Origin of the sequence: Streptomyces sp. PR69 (assembly GCF_026420845.1) — a bacterium.
Lineage (GTDB): Bacteria > Actinomycetota > Actinomycetes > Streptomycetales > Streptomycetaceae > Streptomyces.
The window spans coordinates 301,256-322,334 of the sequence record NZ_JAOWCB010000002.1 but is presented as its reverse complement, the minus strand read 5'-3'; the positions used below and the strand labels follow the sequence as shown (position 1 = coordinate 322,334).

The window sequence follows — 21,079 nt, the reverse complement described above, 5'->3', positions numbered from 1 at the left end:
CACGCGGAGGCTGTAGCGTGACGTGGCACAGCACCCTGAGATACGACGGCGAGGACTGATGGCACCCGAACCCGAAGCAGGCGGCGGCGGAGTGCCGGATGCGGCGGACTCCTGGGGCATCGACGGACTGGTCGGCGACGGCCGCTACCGCCTGACGCACCGCCTGGGCCGCGGTGGCATGGCCGAGGTGTTCGCCGCGGAGGACGTACGGCTCGGCCGCACCGTCGCGGTGAAGCTGCTGCGCGCGGACCTCGCGGAGGACCCGGTCTCCAAGGCCCGCTTCACGCGCGAGGCGCAGTCGGTCGCCGGTCTCAACCACCACGCGGTGGTCGCGGTGTACGACTCCGGCGAGGACGCCGTGGGCGGGCACACCGTCCCCTACATCGTGATGGAGCTCGTCGAGGGGCGCACCATCCGCGATCTGCTGGTCAACGCGGAGGCGCCGCCGCCGGAGCAGGCGCTGATCATCGTGGCCGGGGTGCTGGAGGCGCTGGCGTACTCGCACCAGCACGGCATCGTGCACCGGGACATCAAGCCGGCGAACGTCATCATCACCAACTCCGGCGCCGTGAAGGTGATGGACTTCGGCATCGCGCGCGCCCTGCACGGCGCGCAGGCGACGATGACACAGACCGGCATGGTCATGGGCACGCCGCAGTATCTGTCGCCCGAGCAGGCGCTCGGCAAGGCGGTCGACCACCGCTCGGACCTGTATGCCACGGGCTGTCTGCTGTACGAACTGCTGGCGCTGCGGCCGCCGTTCACCGGTGAGACGCCGCTGTCGGTGGTGTATCAGCATGTGCAGGACATGCCGGTGCCGCCGTCGCAGGTGCTGCAGTCCGTGCCGCCGGAGCTGGACGGGCTGGTGATGCGCTCCCTGGCGAAGGATCCGGACGACCGGTTCCAGAGCGCGGAGGAGATGCGGGGGCTGGTGCAGTACGCCCTGCAGATGCTGCACGAGCAGGGCGGCCACACCGGAGTGTGGAACACCGGCCCTGTCGCGCTGCCCGACGCCGGTCCGGCGGGCGGGCGCACCGGCGGCGCGACCCCGGCGACGGGGACGACCGGCCCGACGGCCGTGATGGGCTCCGCCGGGCAGGGGCGCGTCGGACACGGGGACACCTCGCAGGGGCCGATCCTGCCGCCGATGAACCCCGACGACGGGGCATACGGCGGTTACGACGACGGGTACGGCGGCAGCCGGCCCGGCCGCCGGGGCGGCCGCGGCAAAGTGATGCTGTTTGCGGCGCTCGCGGTGATCGCGATCGTGGCGGGGGTCGCGTTCGCGCTGGACCGCGCGGGGGGCGAGGCGGGCGGTACGACGGACAGTCCGTCGGTCTCCGAATCGCCGTCGCAGTCCGACAAGACCTCGCCGACGCCGAGCGAGGAGCAGAGCGAGCCGGACGGGCAGGACCAGCCGGACACCTCGTCCGGCCAGAACCAGGAGCCGCCGCGGCGGCCGTCCTTCACGCCCTCGTACACCCCGTCGTTCACCCCCTCGAACCCGACGGGCGACCCCACGGGCACCCCCTCGACGCCCCCCACCGGCGACCCGACGGACGACCCCACCGGCGGCCCCACGAACGACCCCACGGGCGGCACCGACCCGGACCCGGGCGACCCGGATCCGGGCGGTCCGGGCGGGCCCACGTCGGGGGGCGACGGGGGCGCGACGTCGGGGAGCGACCGCGGCGGCGACGACGGCGCGGAGTAGCCGAAACCGGGGGGCTCCGCCCCCCGGACCCCCCTTCGGGGGGAGGTTGTTCGCGGGGGCTTCGCCCCCGCGCCCCTGAGAAGCGGCGGCTTCGCGCTGCGCGCGGGTCCGTGGTCCCCTCCGGGGGAGGGGCGTTCCCGGGTTTTGCCCGCTGCCTCCGGGGCTGCGCCTTCGGCGCACCCCTTATGGCGGCCGTTTCGGGTGCGGGGGCTCTGCCCCGGCCCCCCTCCGGGGGAGGCTGTTCACGGGGGTTTCGCCCCCGCACCGTTGAGAAGCGGCAGCTTCGCGCCGCGCGCGCGTCCCTGGCCTCCTCTGAGGAGCGGCTCCCCGGGGCCCGCCTCCGGTGCACCCGGAGAGGCGGCCTGATTCGGGCGGTGTGCGGGGCGTGCGGCTCTCTCCGCTGCCGGGGGGTCCTGTGGCTGTCCCGAGCCCGGCGATGGGCGGCTGCGTGCTGCGGGGCCGGGGTCGGCGCGGACCTGGGGCGGCTTTCGGGGGTGTGGGGGCGGAGCCCCCGCAGTGGGGGAAAACAGCCGTCAGGTGGTGAACGCCTCGCGGACCGCGTCGTATTCGTGCGTCCACCAGACCGCGAGCGCGGACGTCGCCGGGAACTGGGGGTCCGCCCGGCGGTCGTGGAGTTGGTAGCGCCAGCGGAGGATCCAGAAGTCGTTGAGGCGCTCCCACCACACGCGGTGCACGGCGGCGGTGAGTTCCGCCGGGTCCGCGCCCGTGGTGCGGCGGTAGGCGCGGGCGTAGGCGCGGACTTTGGGGAGTTCGAGCTCGCCCGTGGGGCGCACGAAGAAGATCGCGGCGGCGCGGACCGCTTCCTCGGCGCGTGGATGGACCCCCAGCCGGTCCCAGTCGACGATCGCCGCGGGTTCCTGCCCCCGGTAGAGCAGGTTCAGCGGATGGAAGTCGCCGTGCACCCAGCCGCGCGCCGAGCCCGGCGGCGGCCGCCGGTCGGCGTGGCGGCGCAGCAGAGCGCGCCGTTCGAGCAGCCGGTGCTCGGCGAGCGCGTCGAAGGCGTCCTGCGGACGCGACCCCCGCACCAGCCCCAGCAGTTCGTCGATGAGCGTGAACGTCTCCTCGGGGTCGGCGCTCGGGTGCTCGTAGGCCCGGCCGCGCTGTTCGAGGTCGGGCGACATCACCCGCTCCAGACAGGTGTGCACCGCGCCCAGGAGCGCCCCGAGCCGCCGGGACTGCGCCGTCGTGAGCTGCGCGCCGTCCCGGTGGCGGCCGTCGACCCATGGGTGCAGGGCATAGCAGCGGCCCTGGATGACCGCGACCGTGCGGCCCTGAGCGTCCTCCACGGGCGGCGCGACCGGCACTCCGAGGGCCTGCAGCCGCTGGGTCGCCCGGTGTTGACGGTCGATCGCCTCCTGATCGCCGTCGAGGTGGTGCTTGAGGAAGTACGCCCCGCGGGTCGTCGCGAGGCGGTAGCCGCGGTTCAGCAGCCCCTGGGTGACGGGCAGGCAGGAGAGCGGCTCGCCCGGGTTCTCGTAGCGGCGCAGCAGCGCGCCGACGGGAGGCGGAGCAGTAGCAGATGAGCGCGGCACCCGTCAGATGTTAGATCACTCAGCGTGGCGCAGTGGACGCTCTTCGGAAGAGCACGGCCCCGCGGCTCCGGCCAGCGCGCTGCAAGCACCTCCCCGCGGGCCGCAAGCACCTCCCCGCGGCCCCCTGCCCGGGCTCGGCGCACTGCCCGGACCCCGTGCCCCCCGTCCGGGCTCTGCGCCCCGCCGGAAGGGCGGTGTCGGATCTGCGGGCCGTCGGTGGGCTGGGTCGCGGCCTTGCGGCGGAGAGCCGCACGGCGCTTCCGCGCCCGCGGCGTGCGCCGGGTGCGGCTGCCCGCGCCGTCAGGCGTCAGTGGTGCTGCTGCCGCTCCGCCTGCATCCGCGCCACGAACGCCGCCGCCTGCGACCGGCGCTCCATCCCCAGCTTCGACAGCAGGCTGGAGACATAGTTCTTGATCGTCTTCTCGGCGAGATGCAGCCGCTCCCCGATCGCGCGATTGGTCAGCCCCTCCCCGATCAGATCCAGAATCCGGCGCTCCTGCTCGGTGAGGTTCGCCAGCCGGTCGTCACCCTTCGCGACGCCGCCGTCACGCAGCCGCTCCAGCACCCGCGCCGTGGCCACCGGGTCCAGCAGCGACTTGCCGGCCGCCACATCCCGCACCGCCGCCAGCAGCTCGCTGCCGCGGATCGCCTTGAGCACATATCCGGCGGCCCCGGCCATGATCGCGTCAAAAAGGGCCTCGTCATCCGCGTACGAGGTGAGCATCAGGCATTTGATGTCCTCGTTCTGGGAGCGGACCTCCCGGCACACCTCGACCCCGCTGCCGTCCGGCAGCCGTACGTCCAGCACCGCCACATCCGGCCGCGTCGCCGGAATTCTGACCAGGGCGTCCGCCGCCGTTCCCGCTTCGCCCACGACTTCGATATCGCCCTCCGCCGAGAGCAGTTCATGGACGCCACGCCGGACCACTTCATGGTCATCGAGCAGAAAAACGGTGATTTTTCCTTCTTCGCGCACGGAAGCAGTCTCACACACGGACTCTTCCCGTGCCCCGGGTGACCGGGATAACGTGCCGGTGTTCCGGCCACCTGCAAGGCTGTGACCAGTGATTGTTCCCGACTTTCTCGATTTACTTGGAAATCCAAGCAAAATCGCAGGTCAAGTAGGGTTTCGCAGGAATGCTGCACACTGGGTAACGTGCCTTTGCAGACTCGTGCCGGGGCGCCTTCCACACCTGTTCCCGGCCGAGTCGCACCCACCCCGTGCACGGGTACGGACAACAGGGCGAGCCGCACTGGCCTACCCGGCGAACCCGGGGGCCGGACCGACGGAGGAGCACGCACGTGACCGTGGAGAGCACTGCCGCGCGCAAACCGCGACGCAGCGGCGCCGCCGGCAAGCGCACCGGCGCTGCCAAGAAGCAGCAGAGCCCGAAGGCCTCCGAGCCCCAGCTCGTTCAGCTGCTCACCCCTGAGGGGGAGCGGGTCGAGCATCCCGAGTACGACATCGAGCTGAGCGCACAAGAGCTGCGCGGGCTGTACCGGGACATGGTTCTCACCCGCCGGTTCGACGCCGAGGCGACCGCCCTGCAGCGCCAGGGCGAGCTGGGCCTGTGGGCCTCGCTGCTGGGCCAGGAGGCCGCCCAGATCGGCTCGGGCCGCGCCCTGCGCGACGACGACTATGTCTTCCCGACCTACCGTGAGCACGGCGTCGCCTGGTGCCGCGGGGTCGATCCGACCAATCTGCTCGGCATGTTCCGCGGCGTGAACCACGGCGGCTGGGACCCGAACAGCAACAACTTCCAGCTCTACACCATCGTCATCGGCTCGCAGACGCTGCACGCGACGGGCTATGCGATGGGCGTGGCCAAGGACGGCGCGGACTCCGCGGTGATCGCGTACTTCGGCGACGGCGCGTCCAGCCAGGGCGACGTCGCGGAGGCGTTCACCTTCTCCGCCGTCTACAACGCGCCGGTGGTGTTCTTCTGCCAGAACAACCAGTGGGCGATCTCCGAGCCCACCGAGAAGCAGACCCGTGTGCCGCTGTACCAGCGGGCCGAGGGCTATGGCTTCCCGGGCGTGCGCGTGGACGGCAATGACGTGCTGGCGTGTCTGGCGGTGACCCGCTGGGCGCTGGAGCGCGCCCGCCGCGGCGAGGGCCCCACGCTGATCGAGGCGTTCACCTACCGGATGGGCGCGCACACCACCTCCGACGACCCGACCCGGTACCGCCACGACGACGAGCGCCTGGCCTGGGAGGCGAAGGACCCGATCCAGCGGCTGCGCGCCCATCTGGAGGCGGCGGGCCACGCGGACGACGCGTTCTTCACCGCCCTGGAGGAGGAGAGCGACGCGCTCGCCAAGCGGGTGCGGGAGGCTGTGCGGGCCATGCCCGACCCCGACGACATGGCGATCTTCGAGAACGTCTACGCGGACGGGCACGCGCTCGTCGACGAGGAGCGGGCGCAGTTCGCGGCGTACCAGGCGTCGTTCGCCGAGGAGGGCAACTGATCATGGCGGTGCAGAAGCTTCCCCTCGCCAAGGCGCTCAACGAGTCGCTGCGCACGGCGCTGGAGAACGACCCCAAGGTCCTGATCATGGGTGAGGACGTCGGCAAGCTCGGCGGCGTCTTCCGGGTCACCGACGGACTGCAGAAGGACTTCGGCGAGGACCGGGTGATCGACACCCCGCTCGCGGAGTCCGGCATCGTCGGCACGGCGATCGGCCTCGCGCTGCGCGGCTACCGGCCGGTGGTGGAGATCCAGTTCGACGGGTTCGTCTTCCCGGCGTACGACCAGATCGTCACCCAGCTCGCCAAGATGCACGCCCGCGCCCTGGGCAAGGTCAAGCTGCCGGTCGTGGTGCGCATTCCGTACGGCGGCGGGATCGGCGCGGTCGAGCACCACAGCGAGTCGCCGGAGGCGCTGTTCGCGCATGTCGCCGGGCTGAAGGTGGTCTCGCCCTCGAACTCCTCCGACGCGTACTGGATGCTCCAGCAGGCCATCCAGTCCGACGACCCGGTGATCTTCTTCGAGCCGAAGCGGCGGTACTGGGACAAGGGCGAGGTCGATGCGGACGCCATCCCCGGCCCGCTGCACGCCGCGCGCACGGCCCGGCCGGGCACGGATCTCACCCTGGCCGCGTACGGGCCGATGGTGAAGGTCTGCCTGGAGGCGGCGGCCGCGGCCGAGGAGGAGGGCAAGTCGGTCGAGGTGCTGGATCTGCGGTCGATGTCCCCGATCGACTTCGACGCGATCCAGACATCCGTGGAGAAGACCCGCCGGCTGGTCGTGGTGCATGAAGCGCCTGTCTTCTACGGCTCCGGCGCGGAGATCGCCGCCCGGATCACCGAGCGGTGCTTCTATCACCTGGAGTCGCCGGTGCTCAGGGTCGGCGGATTCCACTCCCCCTATCCGCCGGCACGGCTGGAGGAGGAGTACCTTCCGGGACTCGACCGGGTGCTCGACGCCGTCGACCGCGCGCTGGCGTACTGAGGAGAACTGCTGTGATCCGCGAGTTCAAGATGCCCGACGTGGGCGAGGGGCTGACCGAGGCCGAGATCCTCAAGTGGTACGTCCAGCCCGGCGACACCGTGACCGACGGGCAGGCCGTCTGCGAGGTGGAGACGGCGAAGGCAGCCGTGGAGCTGCCGATTCCGTACGACGGGGTGGTGCAGGCGCTGCACTTCCCCGAGGGGGCCACGGTGGACGTGGGCGCCTCGATCATCGCCGTGGACGTCGCGCCGGGCGGCGGCGCGGCGGCGCCCGAGGCGTCCGAGGCCCCAAAGGCCGAGGCCCCAAAGACCGAGCCGCAGGCCGAGCCGGAGCCCGAGGGGCGGCAGCCGGTCCTCGTCGGCTATGGCGTCGCCCAGTCGTCCACCAAGCGCCGTCCGCGCAAGCAGGCCGCACCCGCCGCCCAGGCACCCGCCGCCGCCCAGGCTCCCGCCACAGCGGCCCCCGCGGCCGCCGCGGCCGCGATCCAGACGGAGATGAACGGCCACGGACCCGCGGCGGCGGTCCCGGCCCCGCGGCCGCTCGCCAAGCCGCCGGTGCGCAAGCTGGCCAAGGACCTGGGCGTGGATCTGACCCAGGTCACCCCGACCGGCCCGGACGGCATCATCACCCGCGAGGACGTGCACGCCGCCGTCGCCCCGGTCCAGGCCCCGCCCACCCTGGCGGCCCCCGCCCCGGAGCCCGGGGCCCCGGCGGCCGCCCCCGCCGCGGCCCCGCCCGCGGAGGCCGGTGCGCGGGAGACCCGTATCCCCATCAAGGGCGTACGGAAGGCCACGGCCGCGGCCATGGTCGGCTCGGCGTTCACCGCGCCGCATGTCACGGAGTTCGTCACGGTCGACGTGACGCGCACGATGAAGCTGGTCGAGGAGCTGAAGTCCGACAAGGACATGGCGGGGCTGCGGGTCAATCCGCTGCTGCTGATCGCCAAGGCGCTGCTGGTCGCGATCAAGCGCAACCCGGACGTCAACGCCTCCTGGGACGAGGCCAACCAGGAGATCGTGCGCAAGGAGTACGTCAACCTGGGCATCGCCGCGGCCACTCCGCGCGGTCTGATCGTGCCGAACGTCAAGGACGCGCACGCCATGACCCTGCCGCAGCTCGCCCGGGCCCTGGCGGAACTGGTCACCACCGCCCGCGAGGGCAAGACCACCCCGGCGGCCATGCAGGGCGGCACGGTGACCATCACCAACGTCGGCGTCTTCGGCGTCGACACGGGCACGCCCATCCTCAACCCCGGCGAGTCCGCGATCCTCGCGGTCGGCGCGATCAAGCCGCAGCCATGGGTCCACAAGGGCAAGGTGAAGCCGCGTCAGGTCACCACCCTCGCCCTCTCCTTCGACCACCGGCTGGTCGACGGCGAACTGGGCTCCAAGGTCCTCGCCGACGTCGCGGCGGTCCTGGAGCGCCCCAAGCGCCTGATCACCTGGTCGTAACCGGGAGCAGCCGAGCGGCAGACGGCCCCGTCCGCATCGCGGACGGGGCTGTGTCTTGTACCTGTCTTGTATCTAAGCTGTGCGCATGCCCTCCGCGCCCGTGACGCCCAGTAGACAGCCCGCTGCCGCCGACCGTGTCTATGTGCACATCAAGCAGGGGGTGCTGGACCGCCGTTACAAAGGCGGCACGCTGCTCACCGAGGGCGAGCTGGCGCAGGCCGTCGGGGTGTCGCGGACGCCCGTGCGGGAAGCGCTGCTCAAGCTCGAAGTCGAAGGGCTCATCAAGCTTTACCCCAAGAAAGGCGCGCTGGTCCTCGCCGTCTCCGCGCAGGAGATCGCCGATGTCGTGGAGACCCGGCTGCTGGTCGAGGAGTTCGCCGTGCGCAAGGCGGTGCCCGCGCCCGCCGCGCTGCTGCTGCGGCTTCAGGAACTGCTCGACGAGCAGAAGCAGCGGGCCGAAGCGGGCGATCTGAGCGCCGTGGCCGCAACCGACCGCTGCTTTCACGCCGAGATCGTCCGCCATGCGGGCAATGAGATCCTCTCCAAGCTCTACGACCAGCTCCGCGACCGCCAGCTCCGCATGGGCGTCGCCATGATGCAGGCGCAGCCCGACCGGGTCGCGAAGAACATCACGGAGCACGCCGAGATCCTGGGCAGGCTCAAGCAGGGGGACGCGGAGGGCGCCGCGGAGTGCGTCCGGCTCCATCTGGGACGGGTCCGGGACCTGGTCCGGGGTGAGGCCCGGTGAGCCAGGCCGCCTCCCCCGCGGGTCCGGGCCTGCCCGGCGACCCGCCCGGCCTGCCCGGCGACCCGCCCGGCGGCCGGCGCGCCGCGGCGATCTGGGGCATAGGCGTCGCCGTCTACTTCGTCGCCGTCACCTTCCGCACCAGCCTCGGCGTCGCCGGACTCGACGCCGCCGACCGCTTCCACGTCAACGCCTCCGCCCTGTCCGCCTTCTCGATCCTCCAACTGCTCGTCTACGCGGGCATGCAGATACCCGTCGGCCTGATGGTCGACCGGCTGGGCACCAAGAAGGTCCTCGTCCTGGGCATCGTGCTCTTCACCGCGGGACAGCTCGGGTTCGCGCTCTCCCCCTCGTACGGCATGGCCCTCGCCTCCCGCGCGCTGCTCGGCTGCGGCGACGCCATGACCTTCATCAGCGTGCTGCGCCTGGGCGCCCGCTGGTTCCCCGCTCGCCGCGGCCCGCTGATCGGCCAGGTCGCCGCGCTCTTCGGCATGGCGGGCAACCTCGTCTCCACGATCGTCCTCGCCCGGATGCTGCACCACCTCGACTGGACGGCCACCTTCGCCGGCAGCTCGCTCGCCGGGCTCGTCGTGCTGGCGCTGGTCCTGCTCTTCCTCAAGGACCACCCCGAAGGCCAGGAGCCGCCGCCCGTCCACCACGCCGGCGTCGCCTTCGTACGGCGGCAGATCGCCGCGTCCTGGCGGGAGCCGGGCACGCGGCTCGGCATGTGGGTGCACTTCACCACCCAGTTCCCCGCGATGGTGTTCCTGCTGCTGTGGGGCATGCCGTTCCTGGTCGAGGCACAGGGGCTGAACCGTCAGACCGCGGGCGAACTGCTCACCCTGGTCGTGCTGGCGAACATGGCCGTGGGCCTGGTCTACGGCCAGCTCATCGCCCGCCATCATGCCGCGCGGACCCCGCTGGCCCTCGGCACGGTGGCGGTGACGGCGGCGCTGTGGGCCGCCGTCCTGTTCTGCCCCGGCGACCGGGCCCCTCTCTGGCTGCTCATCGCCCTCTGCACGGTGCTGGGGGCGTGCGGGCCCGCCTCCATGATCGGCTTCGACTTCGCCCGCCCCGCGAACCCGCCGGAGCGCCAGGGCACGGCGTCCGGCATCACGAACATGGGCGGCTTCATCGCCTCGATGACGACGCTGCTGGCCGTGGGCATGCTGCTGGACGCGACCGGGGACGACTACCGGGTCGCCTTCTCCTCGGTCTTCGCCCTCCAGGCGCTGGGCGTCTGGCAGATCCTGCGGTTGCGGGGGCGGGCGGTGCGCAGGGAGCGGGAGCGGCTGGTGGCGAGCCGCGTGGAGACGGTGCACGTCCCCGCGTAGGCCGTCCCGGGGGTCTTTCCCCCACCCCACCCCTTCCCGAAGCTGGGGGCAGGCCCCCAGACCCCCTGTATGGCCTTCGGCTGTGTCCTCAATCGCCGGACGGGCTTGATTTGGCTGCCTCAAATCCCAGCCGTGCCCGGCATGTGAGGCGCACATCAAGCCTCGCCTGGGGGCACCTCCCAGCGGTAGCTGGGGGAGATTGAGGCGCGGGGGTCCGGGGGCGGAGCCCCCGTTACGGGGTGAGCGCGAACTTGTTCAGGATCGCCGTCGCCAGCGCCCCGTCGCCCTCCACCTTGACCTTGTCCTCCACGGCGCCCGCCCGCACCCGTCCGCAGGCGAGCCGCATATACGTCTCCCAGTCCATCGCGAGCGTCACCAGCGGACCGAGCGAGGGCGAGCCGTCGATCGTGCCGTGGCCGTTCTCGTCGACGCGGACCGTGCGCAGGAACTCGAGCGGGCCGTGCACATCCACCACCACCGCCGAATTCGGCGGTGCGCCCGCATCCTTGGCGACCACGCGCGGCAGACCGCTCAGCAGGACGTCGCGGGCGACATGCGCGCCGGGGGAGTCCAGATTGCCCGGCTGGCCGAGGGTCGTCCGCAGATCCTGCTCATGCACCCAGACGTCGAACGCCCGCATCTTCATGGCCAGTTCCAGGGTCTGCTCAGCGCCGAGCGGGGCGCGGACCTTGGTGTCGGGGGCGCGGTTCTCATTGCGCAGCTGCCGGGCCCGGCGGATGATCGTGTACTCCAGCTCGGCGAGCATCTCCGGCGCGGTGTGGTGCCGCCGCACATCGACCTGCACCTCCATATAGCGGGCCAGTTCGCCCTGCATATGGAACAGATCGCGCGGCAGCGTGTGGATCGGCCGTGGATCGCCCAGCGTCTCGCACTCCATGCCGATGATGTGGGAGACGACGTCGCGCACCGACCAGCCCGGGCAGGGAGTTGGCTGATTCCATTCGCTCTCGGCCAGTGGCGTCACCAGCTCGGATATCGCTTCGATGGAGTGGGTCCAGGCATCGGCGTAGGTCTGGAGGCTGGAATGGACGGTCACGGGACCCCTCGGCGGTTCAGCGGGTGATACAGCGGATTCGGCGGGACACAGTGTCGTGTGGGGGGCGGGTGGCAGCTTCGACAGTTAAATTACGCTGCCCGGCAGGGCAGTGGCATAGCTTTCGTGTGACGATCGTAGGCCCGAGTTGACGGCTCGAATGCCAGGACGGTGGTAGTGTGCGCGCTTCGCTGATGCAGATCGCGGTAAACCCGGAGGAATCGGTCGACTCCCGGCGGCAGCGAGTGGCTTCGCTCGTACGGGAACAGTCAGGCGTCGATCTGGTGATCCTTCCGGAGCTGTGGCCGGTGGGCGCGTTTGCGTACGAGGCGTTCGCCGAGGAGGCGGAGCCGCTGGACGGCCCGACCCACGAGGCGATGGCGAAGGCGGCGAGCGACGCGGGGGTCTGGCTGCACGCGGGCTCGATCGTCGAGCGGGCCGCGGACGGCACGCTCTACAACACCTCGCTCGTCTACAGCCCGGCCGGTGAGCGGGTCACCGCCTATCGCAAGATCCACCGCTTTGGGTTCGACCAGGGCGAGGCCACGCTGATGGGCGCGGGCACGACGCCGGAGACGGTGGCACTGCCCGAGCTGACCCTGGGCCTTGCCACCTGCTATGACCTGCGCTTCCCCGAGCTGTTCCGGCAGCTGACGGACGCGGGCGCGCAGGGCTTTGTCGTGCCCGCGGGCTGGCCTGCCCGGCGGCGCGGGCACTGGACGCTGCTGGCCCGCGCCCGCGCCGTCGAGAATCAGGCGTATGTGCTGGCGTGCAGCACGACGGGCACGCACGCCGGGGTGGAACAGGCCGGGCACAGCCTGGCCGTCGACCCGTGGGGCGAGGTGCTCGCCGAGGCGGGCACGGCGGAGGAGGTCCTGACCGTCGAGCTCGACGCGGCGAAGGTGGCGGCGACGCGGGAGCAGTTCCCGGCGCTGAAGGACCGGGTGCTGGGCGTTGAGCCCCCGCGCCCCGCGTCCTGACCGGCGGCGCGCCCCGCGTCCGGCTCGCGCCTCTCGTCCTGCCCGGCGCCGCGGATCTGAACCCGCGCTGTGCGTCGGCCGGTGCAGTGCGTCGACCTGTGCAGCGCGTCGGCCTGTGCAGCGCGTCGGCCGGTGTCGCGCGTCCGACCCGCGCCGGTGCCGCGCGGCCTGCGGGTGCCGTACGCCTGACCTGCGCCGTTATGCCCGGCGGGGGCGGGATTCGTACAGCAGGGTGTAGTACCGGCCCTCGCTCTCCAGCCCCGCCGGGTCATGCCCGGTCAGCCGGAGCTGTTCGAGGGCGTTGCGCTTTTCTTCCGGCCCGGTGAACAGGCGCTGCGGATACACCTGCGACGGGTCCGACACCGTCGTCAGACCGTGCTCCGCGAGCGTCGCGGCGATCGCGTCGTACGAGACGGTCCGCAGGGCGAACGCACTGACCCAGACGCGCCCCGGCGTGGTGCCGGACATCAGCGCGTCGAACGTGGTGTGGGTGACATAGCCGATGCCTCCCGTGACCGTGATCAGGTCGACGCCGGCCAGGGTCTTGCGGAGCCGGTCGCTGGGCGGATGTCGCTCCAGATTCTCCGCGAACGCCGCGTCGAGGAGCCCCACCGCCTGGGCGTAGCGCACCGCCCGGTCCGCGGCGTCGAGGCCGATGACGGGGACGGCGTCGGAGTGCCGGCGCGAGGCGTAGAACTCCTTGTCCCGTTCGATCAGCTCCGCCGGGGTGAGGGAGGCCGCCTCAGGACCGGTGTAGTGCGCATACAGGTCGGCGAGCGTGAGGTCATGGTTGAGCAGCGCCGCGTTCACCCCGTATGAGCAGCACAGATCGAGCACCGTCACCGGGCCTTCGGCGCCGGGCGCCCTGGCCCGCTCGGCCAGGACCCGCCGGAAGACGTCCTGGGCCTGGTGCGGAATCTCGTACTCGAAGGGCTGCAGCCGCCGGAAGTACGGCCGCGGGTCGGGCTCGTTGTAGATGTCGTCGAACCGGCTCTTGCCGGGCGTCTCCTCCGACGCGCCGGTCGGGTCTGGCGTCATGGAGCGCACCTCCGTTGGGCTGGGGGCATTACTGCTGCGCATGAAGCTCTATCGGGCCGGTGGAGCAACCCGACAGGGTGCGCGAAATGAACCAGCCACAGGGCAATTGTCCCGGAGAAATGCCCCAAGCGTCCTCCCTTGCTCACCCATCCGGAGTCCGGGCCCCCGCACCGCAATGGCACCCTTGTTCCCATGAATGCTGCCTCGGCCGCCTCCTCCGTTCCCGCCGCTTCCCCCGCCTCTGCTGCCTCGCCGCCGCCCCGCCGCGCCCGCGTCCGCGCCCCTGAGCTGGCCGGCAAGGGCGGCTGGCTGAATACCGGCGGGAAGGATCTGAAGCTCGCCGATCTCCGAGGTCGCATATTGATCTTGGATTTCTGGACCTTCTGCTGCATCAACTGCCTGCACGTCCTGGATGAGCTGCGGGAACTGGAAGAGAAGCACCGCGACACGCTGGTGATCGTCGGGGTTCACTCGCCGAAGTTCGTGCACGAGGCCGACCACCAGGCCGTCGTGGACGCCGTCGAGCGGTACCAGGTGCACCACCCCGTGCTCGACGACCCGGAGCTGGCGACCTGGAAGCAGTACGCCGTGCGGGCGTGGCCGACGCTCGTGGTGATCGACCCCGAGGGGTATGTGGTCGCCCAGCACGCGGGCGAGGGGCATGCGCATGCCATCGCGGCGCTGGTGGCGGAGCTGGAGGCCGAGCATGAGGCCAAGGGGACGCTGCGGCGCGGCGACGGGCCCTATGTGCCGCCGGAGCCCGTCGCGACGGATCTGCGGTTCCCCGGCAAGGCGCTGGCGCTGCCGTCCGGGCACTTCCTCGTCTCGGACTCCACCCGCTGCCAGCTCGTCGAGCTCGCCGAGGACGGCGAGAGCGTGGTGCGCAGGATCGGCGAAGGGGACTTCAAGGAGCCGCAGGGGCTTGCGCTGCTGCCCGACGGCCGGGTCGCGGTCGCCGACACCGTCAACCACCGCATCCGTGCGTATGACCCCGGGAGCGGGGCTGTCGAAACGCTCGCCGGGACCGGCCGCCAGTGGTGGCAGGGCGAGCCGGCCGCCGGACCGGCCCTTGAGGTGTCGCTGTCGTCGCCGTGGGACGTGGCCTGGTGGGACGGGAAGCTGTGGATCGCGATGGCCGGGGTGCACCAGCTGTGGACCTACGACCCGGAGGCGGGGACGGTGCAGGCCGCGGCGGGCACCACGAACGAGGGTCTGGTGGACGGGCCCGCCGCCGAGGCCTGGTTCGCGCAGCCGTCCGGGCTCGCGGCCGCCGGGGACCGGCTGTGGATCGCCGACTCGGAGACGTCCGCGCTGCGCTGGATCGATACGGAGGGCGTCGTCCACACGGCGGTCGGCACGGGCCTGTTCGACTTCGGGCACCGGGACGGCGCGGCCGGGCAGGCGCTGCTGCAGCATCCGCTGGGAGTGACCGCCCTGCCGGACGGGTCGGTCGCGGTCAGCGACACCTACAACCACGCCCTGCGCCGCTACGACCCCGCCACCGGCGAGGTGACCACGCTGGCCACGGATCTGCGCGAGCCCAGCGGCGCGGTGCTGGCCGGCGGCGACATCGTGGTCGTCGAGTCGGGACGGCACCGGCTGACCCGGCTGCGGCTCCCGGAGGAGGCGGTGCGCGTGGAGGCGGTGGCGCACCGCACCCAGCGCGCGGCGACCGAGGTCGCCCCCGGGACCCTGCGGCTCGACGTGATCTTCCAGGCCCCGCCCGGCCAGAAGCTGGACACCCGCTTTGGCCCCTCCACCCGGCTGCTGGTCTCCGCGACCCCGCCGGAGCTGCTGACCGACGGGGCCGGGCAGGGCACCGATCTGAGCCGTGAGCTGGAGCTGAACGCGGAGGCCGGGGAGGGCGTGCTGCATGTCTCCGCGATGGCCGCGTCCTGCGACGACGACCCGGACAACCAATATCCGGCGTGCCATGTGCACCAGCAGGACTGGGGCGTCCCGGTCACGGTGACGCAGGGCGGGGCCTCCCGGCTGCCCCTGGTGCTGGCCGGGATGGACGACCAGGGGTGACCGGGGGCCCGGCCCCGCGGAGTCAGGGCTTGGGGAGGGTGTTCACATAGCCGGTGCCGTCGGCGGCGAAACCGGTCACGGCCTTGTGGACATCCTCCAGCGAGACTGCCTTGTCAGCCTGGTAGTAGAGCCAGTCGACCTGCATGTCCCAGGTGCGGCGCTCCCCCTGGAAGGGCAGGTCGATGAACCACGAGCTGAAGCGGATGCCCATGCTCTCCCGCGGGAAGTGCCTGCTGCCGCTGGTGAACAGCTTGCGTCCGTCGATGGAGTAGGTCGCCTTCCCGTCCACGGCGGTGATCACCATGGTGTGCCAGCCCTCAAGGCTCTTGGTGCTGGCGCTGGTGACCCGGTCTCCCTTCTGGCTGTTACGCCAGCTCGTGGTGTCGAGCCTGGGGCCCGGCGCACCCCATCCGCCGTTGGGCATGTACTCGTAGTCGAGTTCGCTGTACTTGGTCGATGTGTGATCGGGCGAGATCGTGAAGAAGGACTGGCTGATGTGGTCGCCGTCGAGGCCGCTGGTGGGCTTGTCGGTGAGATAGACCCGGGCGGCGAGGGTTCCCGTGAAGAAGACGGGGTCGCTGCTCTGCAGCTCGACCTGGCGGGTGCCGCCCTTGGTCCCGTCGGTGCTGGCCCGCAGTTGCAGGGCCTGACCGCCCTGACCGCCCTGACCGCCCGCACCGGCTTCCTCCCGGTCGGTCTCCCCGGTCTCCCCGGACTCCGATGACGACGACTCGTCCGACGGCAGGCCGGATGACGGGACAGGGAAGCTGACGCCTGACTTCGTCCAGCTGTCGCGGACTCCCGGTCCCCCTGCGCTGTCGCGGATCTGCCAGCCGTTGGCAGAGAGGGCGGGGTCGTCGGGGCCGGTGTAGTTGAAGTCGTCGAACAGGACGCCGTCGCGCGGCGCAGCCACGGCCGGCCCCGCGGCGGGGGAGGGGGAATCCTGTGCCGGCGGTGCGGGGGTGGCGCCATCCGGCTCCTCACCCCAGGCGAGCGTGCCGCGCAGATACGCGGTGACCAGCTTCGACGGTGTGTAATGGGAGTACTCGGCGTTGAACGAGCGGTCGTCCGCCTGATCCAGCTTCTCGCGGTCCAGCCGGTAGAGCTGGAGGCCGATCCCCTCGCTTGTTCCGCCTGGCGCCAGGCTGCCGGCCGCCGCTGTGAACCCGACCTCCAGGTAGTGGTCCGCGGTGGACGTCGCGCCGGCGGGCGCGTCGATCTTTTTGATCCTCTGGGTGAGGCTTGTGCAGCCGAGGGACGTCTGGACGCAGTTGGACCCGTACGCCGAGGCGTCATCTGCCGTGAAGTAGTACCGGAGTGTCACGTCGCTCAACTCCACGGTTTTCCCGGAGTTGTTCTTGACTTCCAGCCATGGCTTGGCCACATCGGCCGAGGCCGGCGTATCGGTCCGGTAACGAACGGATAGCGTGGCGGACTCAGCGGCAGACGAATCGGCGAATTGCCACTTGTAGATGGCCGTGCCGCCGCCCGCGAGTATGCCCAGGAGCAGCAGTGAACTGAGCGCGCCCCGCACGCGCGAGTGGGAACGGGTGCGGCGACGGCTCACGGAGGCTCCTTGGCGAGATGTACTGACGGCGCTGGATGCGCACGCCACGCATCAGATATGCGAATGGTCATTTTGGGGCGTCATGGTAGCCAAGGTTCACCGGCGTGCGTGAACCGCCGATAAGCGTGTGAGTTCGTCGGCTCCGCCGCGTGCTGCCGGGTTGTGGCCGCTCGGCGCATACTTCAAGAGGGCTGACGACGCGGCGGGGATTCGGAATTCGTGGTTACGGTTCCGTATTGTGCAGTGACTTCCGTCACTTCTCGATGTGACTCTCGGTGCCGGTGGCGCACGAAATATCCCTGTTTTGCAAGTCGGCAGCGGGGTGTTGAGTCCGCCTGCGTGACCATCGGTGCACGTCGGGCGCGTTGATCGAGATCCATGGACGCCGCACATATGAGGTATTTTCTGGGGAGCCTTCACGGGGACAGGGTGATGTGTGGGCTCTGCACATTCAACGTTTGACGGGGGAGAGGGACTTGTCGCGCAACGCTGTGCGCAGATCGCGCACGGAATCGCGTCGCGGATCGCGCAGTCGGCACCGCAGAGGGCGCGGCTCGCACACCGAGGCCCCCGGCACATTCATCTACGAAACCGTGGTCCTCGTTCCCGCGCGGAATGAAGAGGTCGGGGTCTTCACCTCACTTGAGTCCCTGTCCGCGCAGAGCCACCGTCCCGACCTCATCATCGTGGTGGTCAACAACTCGACTGACCGCACTGAGGAATTCGCCCGTCAGTTCGCGGACGACGCCAACACGCCGCCCACGGTCGTACTGAACTTCGCCAACAACCCGCACAAGAAGGCGGGAGCCCTCAACTACGGCCTCGACTGGCTCCGGCAGTCCGTCGGCGGCCGGCTGAACGGCAGGGTCGGGCACGTCCTCGTCATGGACGCCGACACCGAGCTCCACACGAAGTTCATCGAGCGGGCCCGCAACGTCATCGCGTCCGACCCCGAACTCGGCGGCGTGAGCGCGGCCTGCCTGGGCCGCACCGACCTGTGGCGCAACCCATGGCAGCGCTTCCTCCTCGGCATGCAGATCATCGAGTACGGACGGGCCGCCAACGCGCGCTACCGCAGAGACGTCCACACGATGTCCGGGGCGGGCTCCTTCTACCGGGCGGAGGCCCTGCAGGGACTGCTCGACTGGCGGGGCGAGGTCTTCTGGGAAGACCACAGGAATCTGGTCGAGGACTACGAGACCACGCTGGCGCTCAAGGAGTCGGGCTGGAAGGTGACGGCCAACCAGCTCTGCATCGCGTACACCGACCTCATGCCCACGCTGCGTGAATTGATCCAGCAGCGAGAACGATGGAGCCGGGGCACCGTGGACACCCTGCGCGGCCGCGGCTGGACGAAGTTCACCTGGCACTCCATCGTCACCCTGATTCTGGGGCTCCTCGGCTTCGTCTACATCCTCGGGTGGGGCACGACACAGGTCGTGCTGGCCGCGAAGTACGGCATCTCGCACAAGTCGCTGTTCCTGCTGCTCATCTCTTTCTGGATCATCTATCCCGCGCTCCGGGTACGGAATCTCGGCTGGAAGGCAATGCTCGTTGAGGCGCTGCTGATCCCTGAGTTGGTGTACACGGTGGTGCGGGCTTACTGGCTGGTGTCGTCCATCGTGAAGTCCTACGTGACCCGCGTTTCCGCGTGGAAGTGAGCCAAGGAGACCGATGAATTCCCTGAAGGGCCTGGGGGTCTGCGCGATCATCGCGGGCCTCGCCTATGCGATGACCCGAGTGGCGGACATCTACACGCTGTTGCTCTACTTCAGCATCACGATCGTCGTGCTGTCGCTGCTCGGCTATGCGGCGTCCATCAGGCGACGCCGCAGGGATCGTCGCGTCGCCGTGGGCGCGACAGGTCGGCGCGCCGGCAGGCTGGCCGGTTCCGCGAGGTAGTCGCCTTTCCTGAAGGCGTCATGCCAACCCCGCGCGGAGAGCGGGAACGCACCGCAGAAGCGCCGGAGGGCATGTCGGCCCCTGACGCTCCTGCGGTGGCTGCCTGTTGGCACCCCTTGCGACGCCCTCCTGCCCCCGGTTTCTCAGCTTTCCAGGAACGCCGTCAGCGCGTTGGCCAGCAGATGCGGGTCGTCCGCGCCGCACAGTTCGCGGGCGCTGTGCATGGACAGGATCGCCACGCCGATGTCGACGGTCCGGATGCCGTGCCGGGCCGCTGTGATCGGCCCGATGGTGGTGCCGCAGGGCATCGCGTTGTTCGACACGAAGGTCTGCCAGGGCACCCCGGCCTTCTCACAGGCCGCCGCGAACACGGCGCGCCCGCTGCCGTCGGTTGCGTACCGCTGATTGACGTTGACCTTGAGGATGGGACCGCCGTTGGCGCGCGGCAGATGTGTCGGGTCGTGGCGCTCGCTGTAGTTGGGGTGCACCGCGTGACCGGTGTCCGACGACAGGCAGATCGTCCCGGCGAAGGCGCGGGCCCGGTCCTCGACGTTCCCGCCGCGTGCGAAGACCGAACGCTCCAGCACCGAGCCGAGCAGCGGCCCCTCCGCGCCGGTGTCGGACTGCGAGCCGTTCTCCTCGTGGTCGAAGGCGGCCAGCACGGGGATGTACGAGAGGTCTCCGGAGGCGGCCGCGGCGGTCAGGGCCGCCGTCCCGGCGTGCACTGAGATCAGGTTGTCCATGCGCGGACCCGCGACCAGCTCCCGGTCCCGGCCGAGGTATGCGGGCGGCTCCACGGAGTGCGTCATCAGGTCCCAGCCGGTGACCGAGCCCCGCGCCAGCCCCGCCTCCTGCTCCAGGAAGCGGATCAGATCGCCTTCCCCGACCTCTCCGAGGCCCCAGACCGGCTGCATATGCTTCTGCCGGTCGAGCTTGAGGCCCTCGTTGACCTGCCGGTCGAGGTGGATCGCGAGCTGCGGCACCCGCAGCAGCGGCCGGTCCACGTTGATCAGCTGCTCGGTGCCGTCGCGCAGTGTGAGCCGCCCGGCCAGGCCCAGATCGCGGTCGAGCCAGGTGTTGAGCAGCGTTCCGCCGTACACCTCGACGGCGATCTGCCGCCAGCCGTGCGCACCGGAGTCCGGCAGCGGCTTGACCCGGAGGTTCGGGGAGTCGGTGTGCGCGCCGACGATCCGGAACGGCGTGTGCGGTTCGGCCCCCTCGGGCACGTACCAGGCGATGACCGCCCCGCCCCGCAGCACGTATTTCCCGCCGCTCGACCCGTCCCAGGCGTCCGTCTCCCGCACCTGCCGGAAACCGGCCTTCTCCAGCCGCTCGGCGGCGGCGGCCACGGCGTGGTACGGCGAGGGCCCGGCCGCCAGGAAGGACAGAAGGTCGTCGGTGTGGCCGCGGTCGAACCGGGCGGGTGTTCTGCTCATGCGCTCAGCCTAAGAGGCGTCGGGCCAACGCCTCCAAGCGGTTGCGGGGCCCCGGCGGGTCGGCCGGAACCCGGGGCCGGTGCGCGAAGGCCGTCTGGGGCCGTTCTACAGCGCGTCGAAGGCGGAGAGGTCGATGTCGATGTCGTAGGGGACGGGGAGCTTGAGCCGGTCGTGATGGGTGCCGGTGCTGACGTAGGCCTTGGTCACCGGGTCGTACTGATAGGTGCACACCATTGGCCGGTCGTGGTCGCCCACCATCTCGACCCGCCAGAAGTAGGGGATGCGCGCGCCGGCGTACTTGTGCGGCTTGGTGTCGCGGTCCCGGTCCTCGGAGTCGGGGGAGACCACCTCCACGGCGAGGACGACGTCCTCCGCGTTGAAACGGGTCTGCCGCTGGCCGGTCACGGCCTCCGCCTTGACCACGAGGATGTCCGGCTCGGGGGCGTTGCGCTTGCCGAGCACGACGGCCATCTCCCGGCGTACCCGCAGATGCTCGGGGACGGTCTGCCGCAGCCCGCTCTCCAGCAAATACATCGCCAGCGTGTGGAAGTTGCGCTGCGGACTCACGAAAACCAGGCTCCCGTCGATCAGCTCGGTATGCGGCGGGAGGTCTTCGAGCGCGAAGAAGTCGTCCACGGTGTATCCGCCGGCAGGCGGTACCGGCCACTTGGAACTCTTCGCCTGCCGGAGCCGACGCGTGGAGCCGTCCGGCTGCCGGTTCTGCGAGTCGGGCAGTGCTTCGGCGGTCATGGTTCCTCCCATGGACGGGATTCTCGGCCGTGTACTCAGCCTACCCAGGCGATACGACACAAGGTCACCCGA

17 protein-coding genes are annotated in these 21,079 nt (G+C 70.8%); 10 read left to right on the top strand and 7 right to left on the bottom strand.

The window, feature by feature from the left end; translation table 11 throughout:
• Positions 1–58: 58 nt before the first annotated feature.
• A complete protein-coding gene (locus OF819_RS03215) occupies positions 59–1,714 on the top strand; it encodes a protein kinase domain-containing protein (RefSeq protein WP_267241745.1) in 1,656 nt (551 codons plus the stop codon).
• Between the two features lie 533 nt (positions 1,715–2,247).
• Here the strand turns inward: OF819_RS03215 and OF819_RS03210 are convergent.
• Both OF819_RS03210 and OF819_RS03205 read right to left on the bottom strand, forming a co-directional pair.
• Positions 2,248–3,267 (bottom strand): phosphotransferase, encoded by a 1,020-nt coding sequence (locus OF819_RS03210; RefSeq protein WP_267241744.1) that lies wholly within the window; start codon positions 3,265–3,267, stop codon positions 2,248–2,250.
• A 307-nt stretch (positions 3,268–3,574) separates the two neighbouring features.
• Positions 3,575–4,243: a response regulator gene (locus OF819_RS03205; RefSeq protein ID WP_267241743.1), complete on the bottom strand. Its 669-nt coding sequence runs from the start codon at positions 4,241–4,243 to the stop codon at positions 3,575–3,577.
• Between the two features lie 326 nt (positions 4,244–4,569).
• Here OF819_RS03205 and pdhA point away from each other — a divergent pair, with 326 nt between their 5' ends.
• The 5 genes from pdhA (at position 4,570) to OF819_RS03180 (ending at position 10,249) form a co-directional block, all read left to right on the top strand.
• Positions 4,570–5,736, top strand: coding sequence for a pyruvate dehydrogenase (acetyl-transferring) E1 component subunit alpha (gene pdhA / locus OF819_RS03200; protein WP_267241742.1), 1,167 nt, complete (start codon positions 4,570–4,572; stop codon positions 5,734–5,736).
• Positions 5,737–5,738: 2 nt separating this feature from the next.
• Positions 5,739–6,719, top strand: coding sequence for an alpha-ketoacid dehydrogenase subunit beta (locus OF819_RS03195; RefSeq protein ID WP_267241741.1), 981 nt, complete (start codon positions 5,739–5,741; stop codon positions 6,717–6,719).
• A gap of 29 nt (positions 6,720–6,748) precedes the next feature.
• The gene (locus OF819_RS03190) at positions 6,749–8,170 is read left to right on the top strand and encodes a dihydrolipoamide acetyltransferase family protein (RefSeq protein ID WP_267241798.1); all 1,422 of its coding nucleotides are present in this window, start codon (positions 6,749–6,751) and stop codon (positions 8,168–8,170) included.
• An 85-nt stretch (positions 8,171–8,255) separates the two neighbouring features.
• The gene (locus OF819_RS03185) at positions 8,256–8,918 is read left to right on the top strand and encodes a GntR family transcriptional regulator (RefSeq protein ID WP_267241740.1); all 663 of its coding nucleotides are present in this window, start codon (positions 8,256–8,258) and stop codon (positions 8,916–8,918) included.
• Positions 8,915–10,249 carry an MFS transporter gene (locus OF819_RS03180; protein WP_267241739.1) on the top strand — a complete coding sequence of 445 codons (1,335 nt, stop codon included), beginning with the start codon at positions 8,915–8,917 and terminating at the stop codon, positions 10,247–10,249. The genes OF819_RS03185 and OF819_RS03180 overlap by 4 nt, the downstream gene beginning before the upstream one ends.
• A 232-nt stretch (positions 10,250–10,481) precedes the next feature.
• Here the strand turns inward: OF819_RS03180 and OF819_RS03175 are convergent, their stop codons facing one another.
• A complete protein-coding gene (locus tag OF819_RS03175) occupies positions 10,482–11,306 on the bottom strand; it encodes a maleylpyruvate isomerase family mycothiol-dependent enzyme (protein ID WP_267241738.1) in 825 nt (274 codons plus the stop codon).
• Positions 11,307–11,482: 176 nt separating this feature from the next.
• On the opposite strand from OF819_RS03175, the gene OF819_RS03170 reads away from it, so the two are divergent.
• The gene (locus tag OF819_RS03170; protein WP_267241737.1) at positions 11,483–12,283 is read left to right on the top strand and encodes a carbon-nitrogen family hydrolase; all 801 of its coding nucleotides are present in this window, start codon (positions 11,483–11,485) and stop codon (positions 12,281–12,283) included.
• A gap of 198 nt (positions 12,284–12,481) precedes the next feature.
• Here the strand turns inward: OF819_RS03170 and OF819_RS03165 are convergent, their stop codons facing one another.
• Entirely contained in the window at positions 12,482–13,321 is an 840-nt protein-coding gene (locus OF819_RS03165) for a hypothetical protein (RefSeq protein ID WP_267241736.1), read from the bottom strand.
• Between the two features lie 192 nt (positions 13,322–13,513).
• Here OF819_RS03165 and OF819_RS03160 point away from each other — a divergent pair, with 192 nt between their 5' ends.
• Positions 13,514–15,352 (top strand): NHL domain-containing thioredoxin family protein, encoded by a 1,839-nt coding sequence (locus tag OF819_RS03160; protein WP_267241735.1) that lies wholly within the window; start codon positions 13,514–13,516, stop codon positions 15,350–15,352.
• A 22-nt stretch (positions 15,353–15,374) separates the two neighbouring features.
• Here OF819_RS03160 and OF819_RS03155 read toward each other — a convergent pair whose 3' ends face one another.
• Positions 15,375–16,919 (bottom strand): cellulose binding domain-containing protein, encoded by a 1,545-nt coding sequence (locus OF819_RS03155; RefSeq protein WP_267241734.1) that lies wholly within the window; start codon positions 16,917–16,919, stop codon positions 15,375–15,377.
• Positions 16,920–17,512: 593 nt separating this feature from the next.
• On the opposite strand from OF819_RS03155, the gene OF819_RS03150 reads away from it, so the two are divergent.
• On the top strand, positions 17,513–18,580 hold the full coding sequence (locus OF819_RS03150) for a glycosyltransferase family 2 protein (protein WP_267241733.1): 1,068 nt from the start codon (positions 17,513–17,515) through the stop codon (positions 18,578–18,580).
• A gap of 13 nt (positions 18,581–18,593) precedes the next feature.
• Complete coding sequence (locus OF819_RS03145) at positions 18,594–18,821, top strand: hypothetical protein (protein WP_267241732.1); 228 nt, start codon at positions 18,594–18,596, stop codon at positions 18,819–18,821.
• 143 nt (positions 18,822–18,964) lie between these two features.
• On the opposite strand, the gene OF819_RS03140 is transcribed toward OF819_RS03145, so the two are convergent.
• Both OF819_RS03140 and OF819_RS03135 read right to left on the bottom strand, forming a co-directional pair.
• Entirely contained in the window at positions 18,965–20,257 is a 1,293-nt protein-coding gene (locus OF819_RS03140) for a M18 family aminopeptidase (RefSeq protein ID WP_267241731.1), read from the bottom strand.
• Between the two features lie 105 nt (positions 20,258–20,362).
• Positions 20,363–21,019 (bottom strand): Uma2 family endonuclease, encoded by a 657-nt coding sequence (locus tag OF819_RS03135; protein WP_267241730.1) that lies wholly within the window; start codon positions 21,017–21,019, stop codon positions 20,363–20,365.
• Positions 21,020–21,079 lie beyond the last annotated feature (60 nt).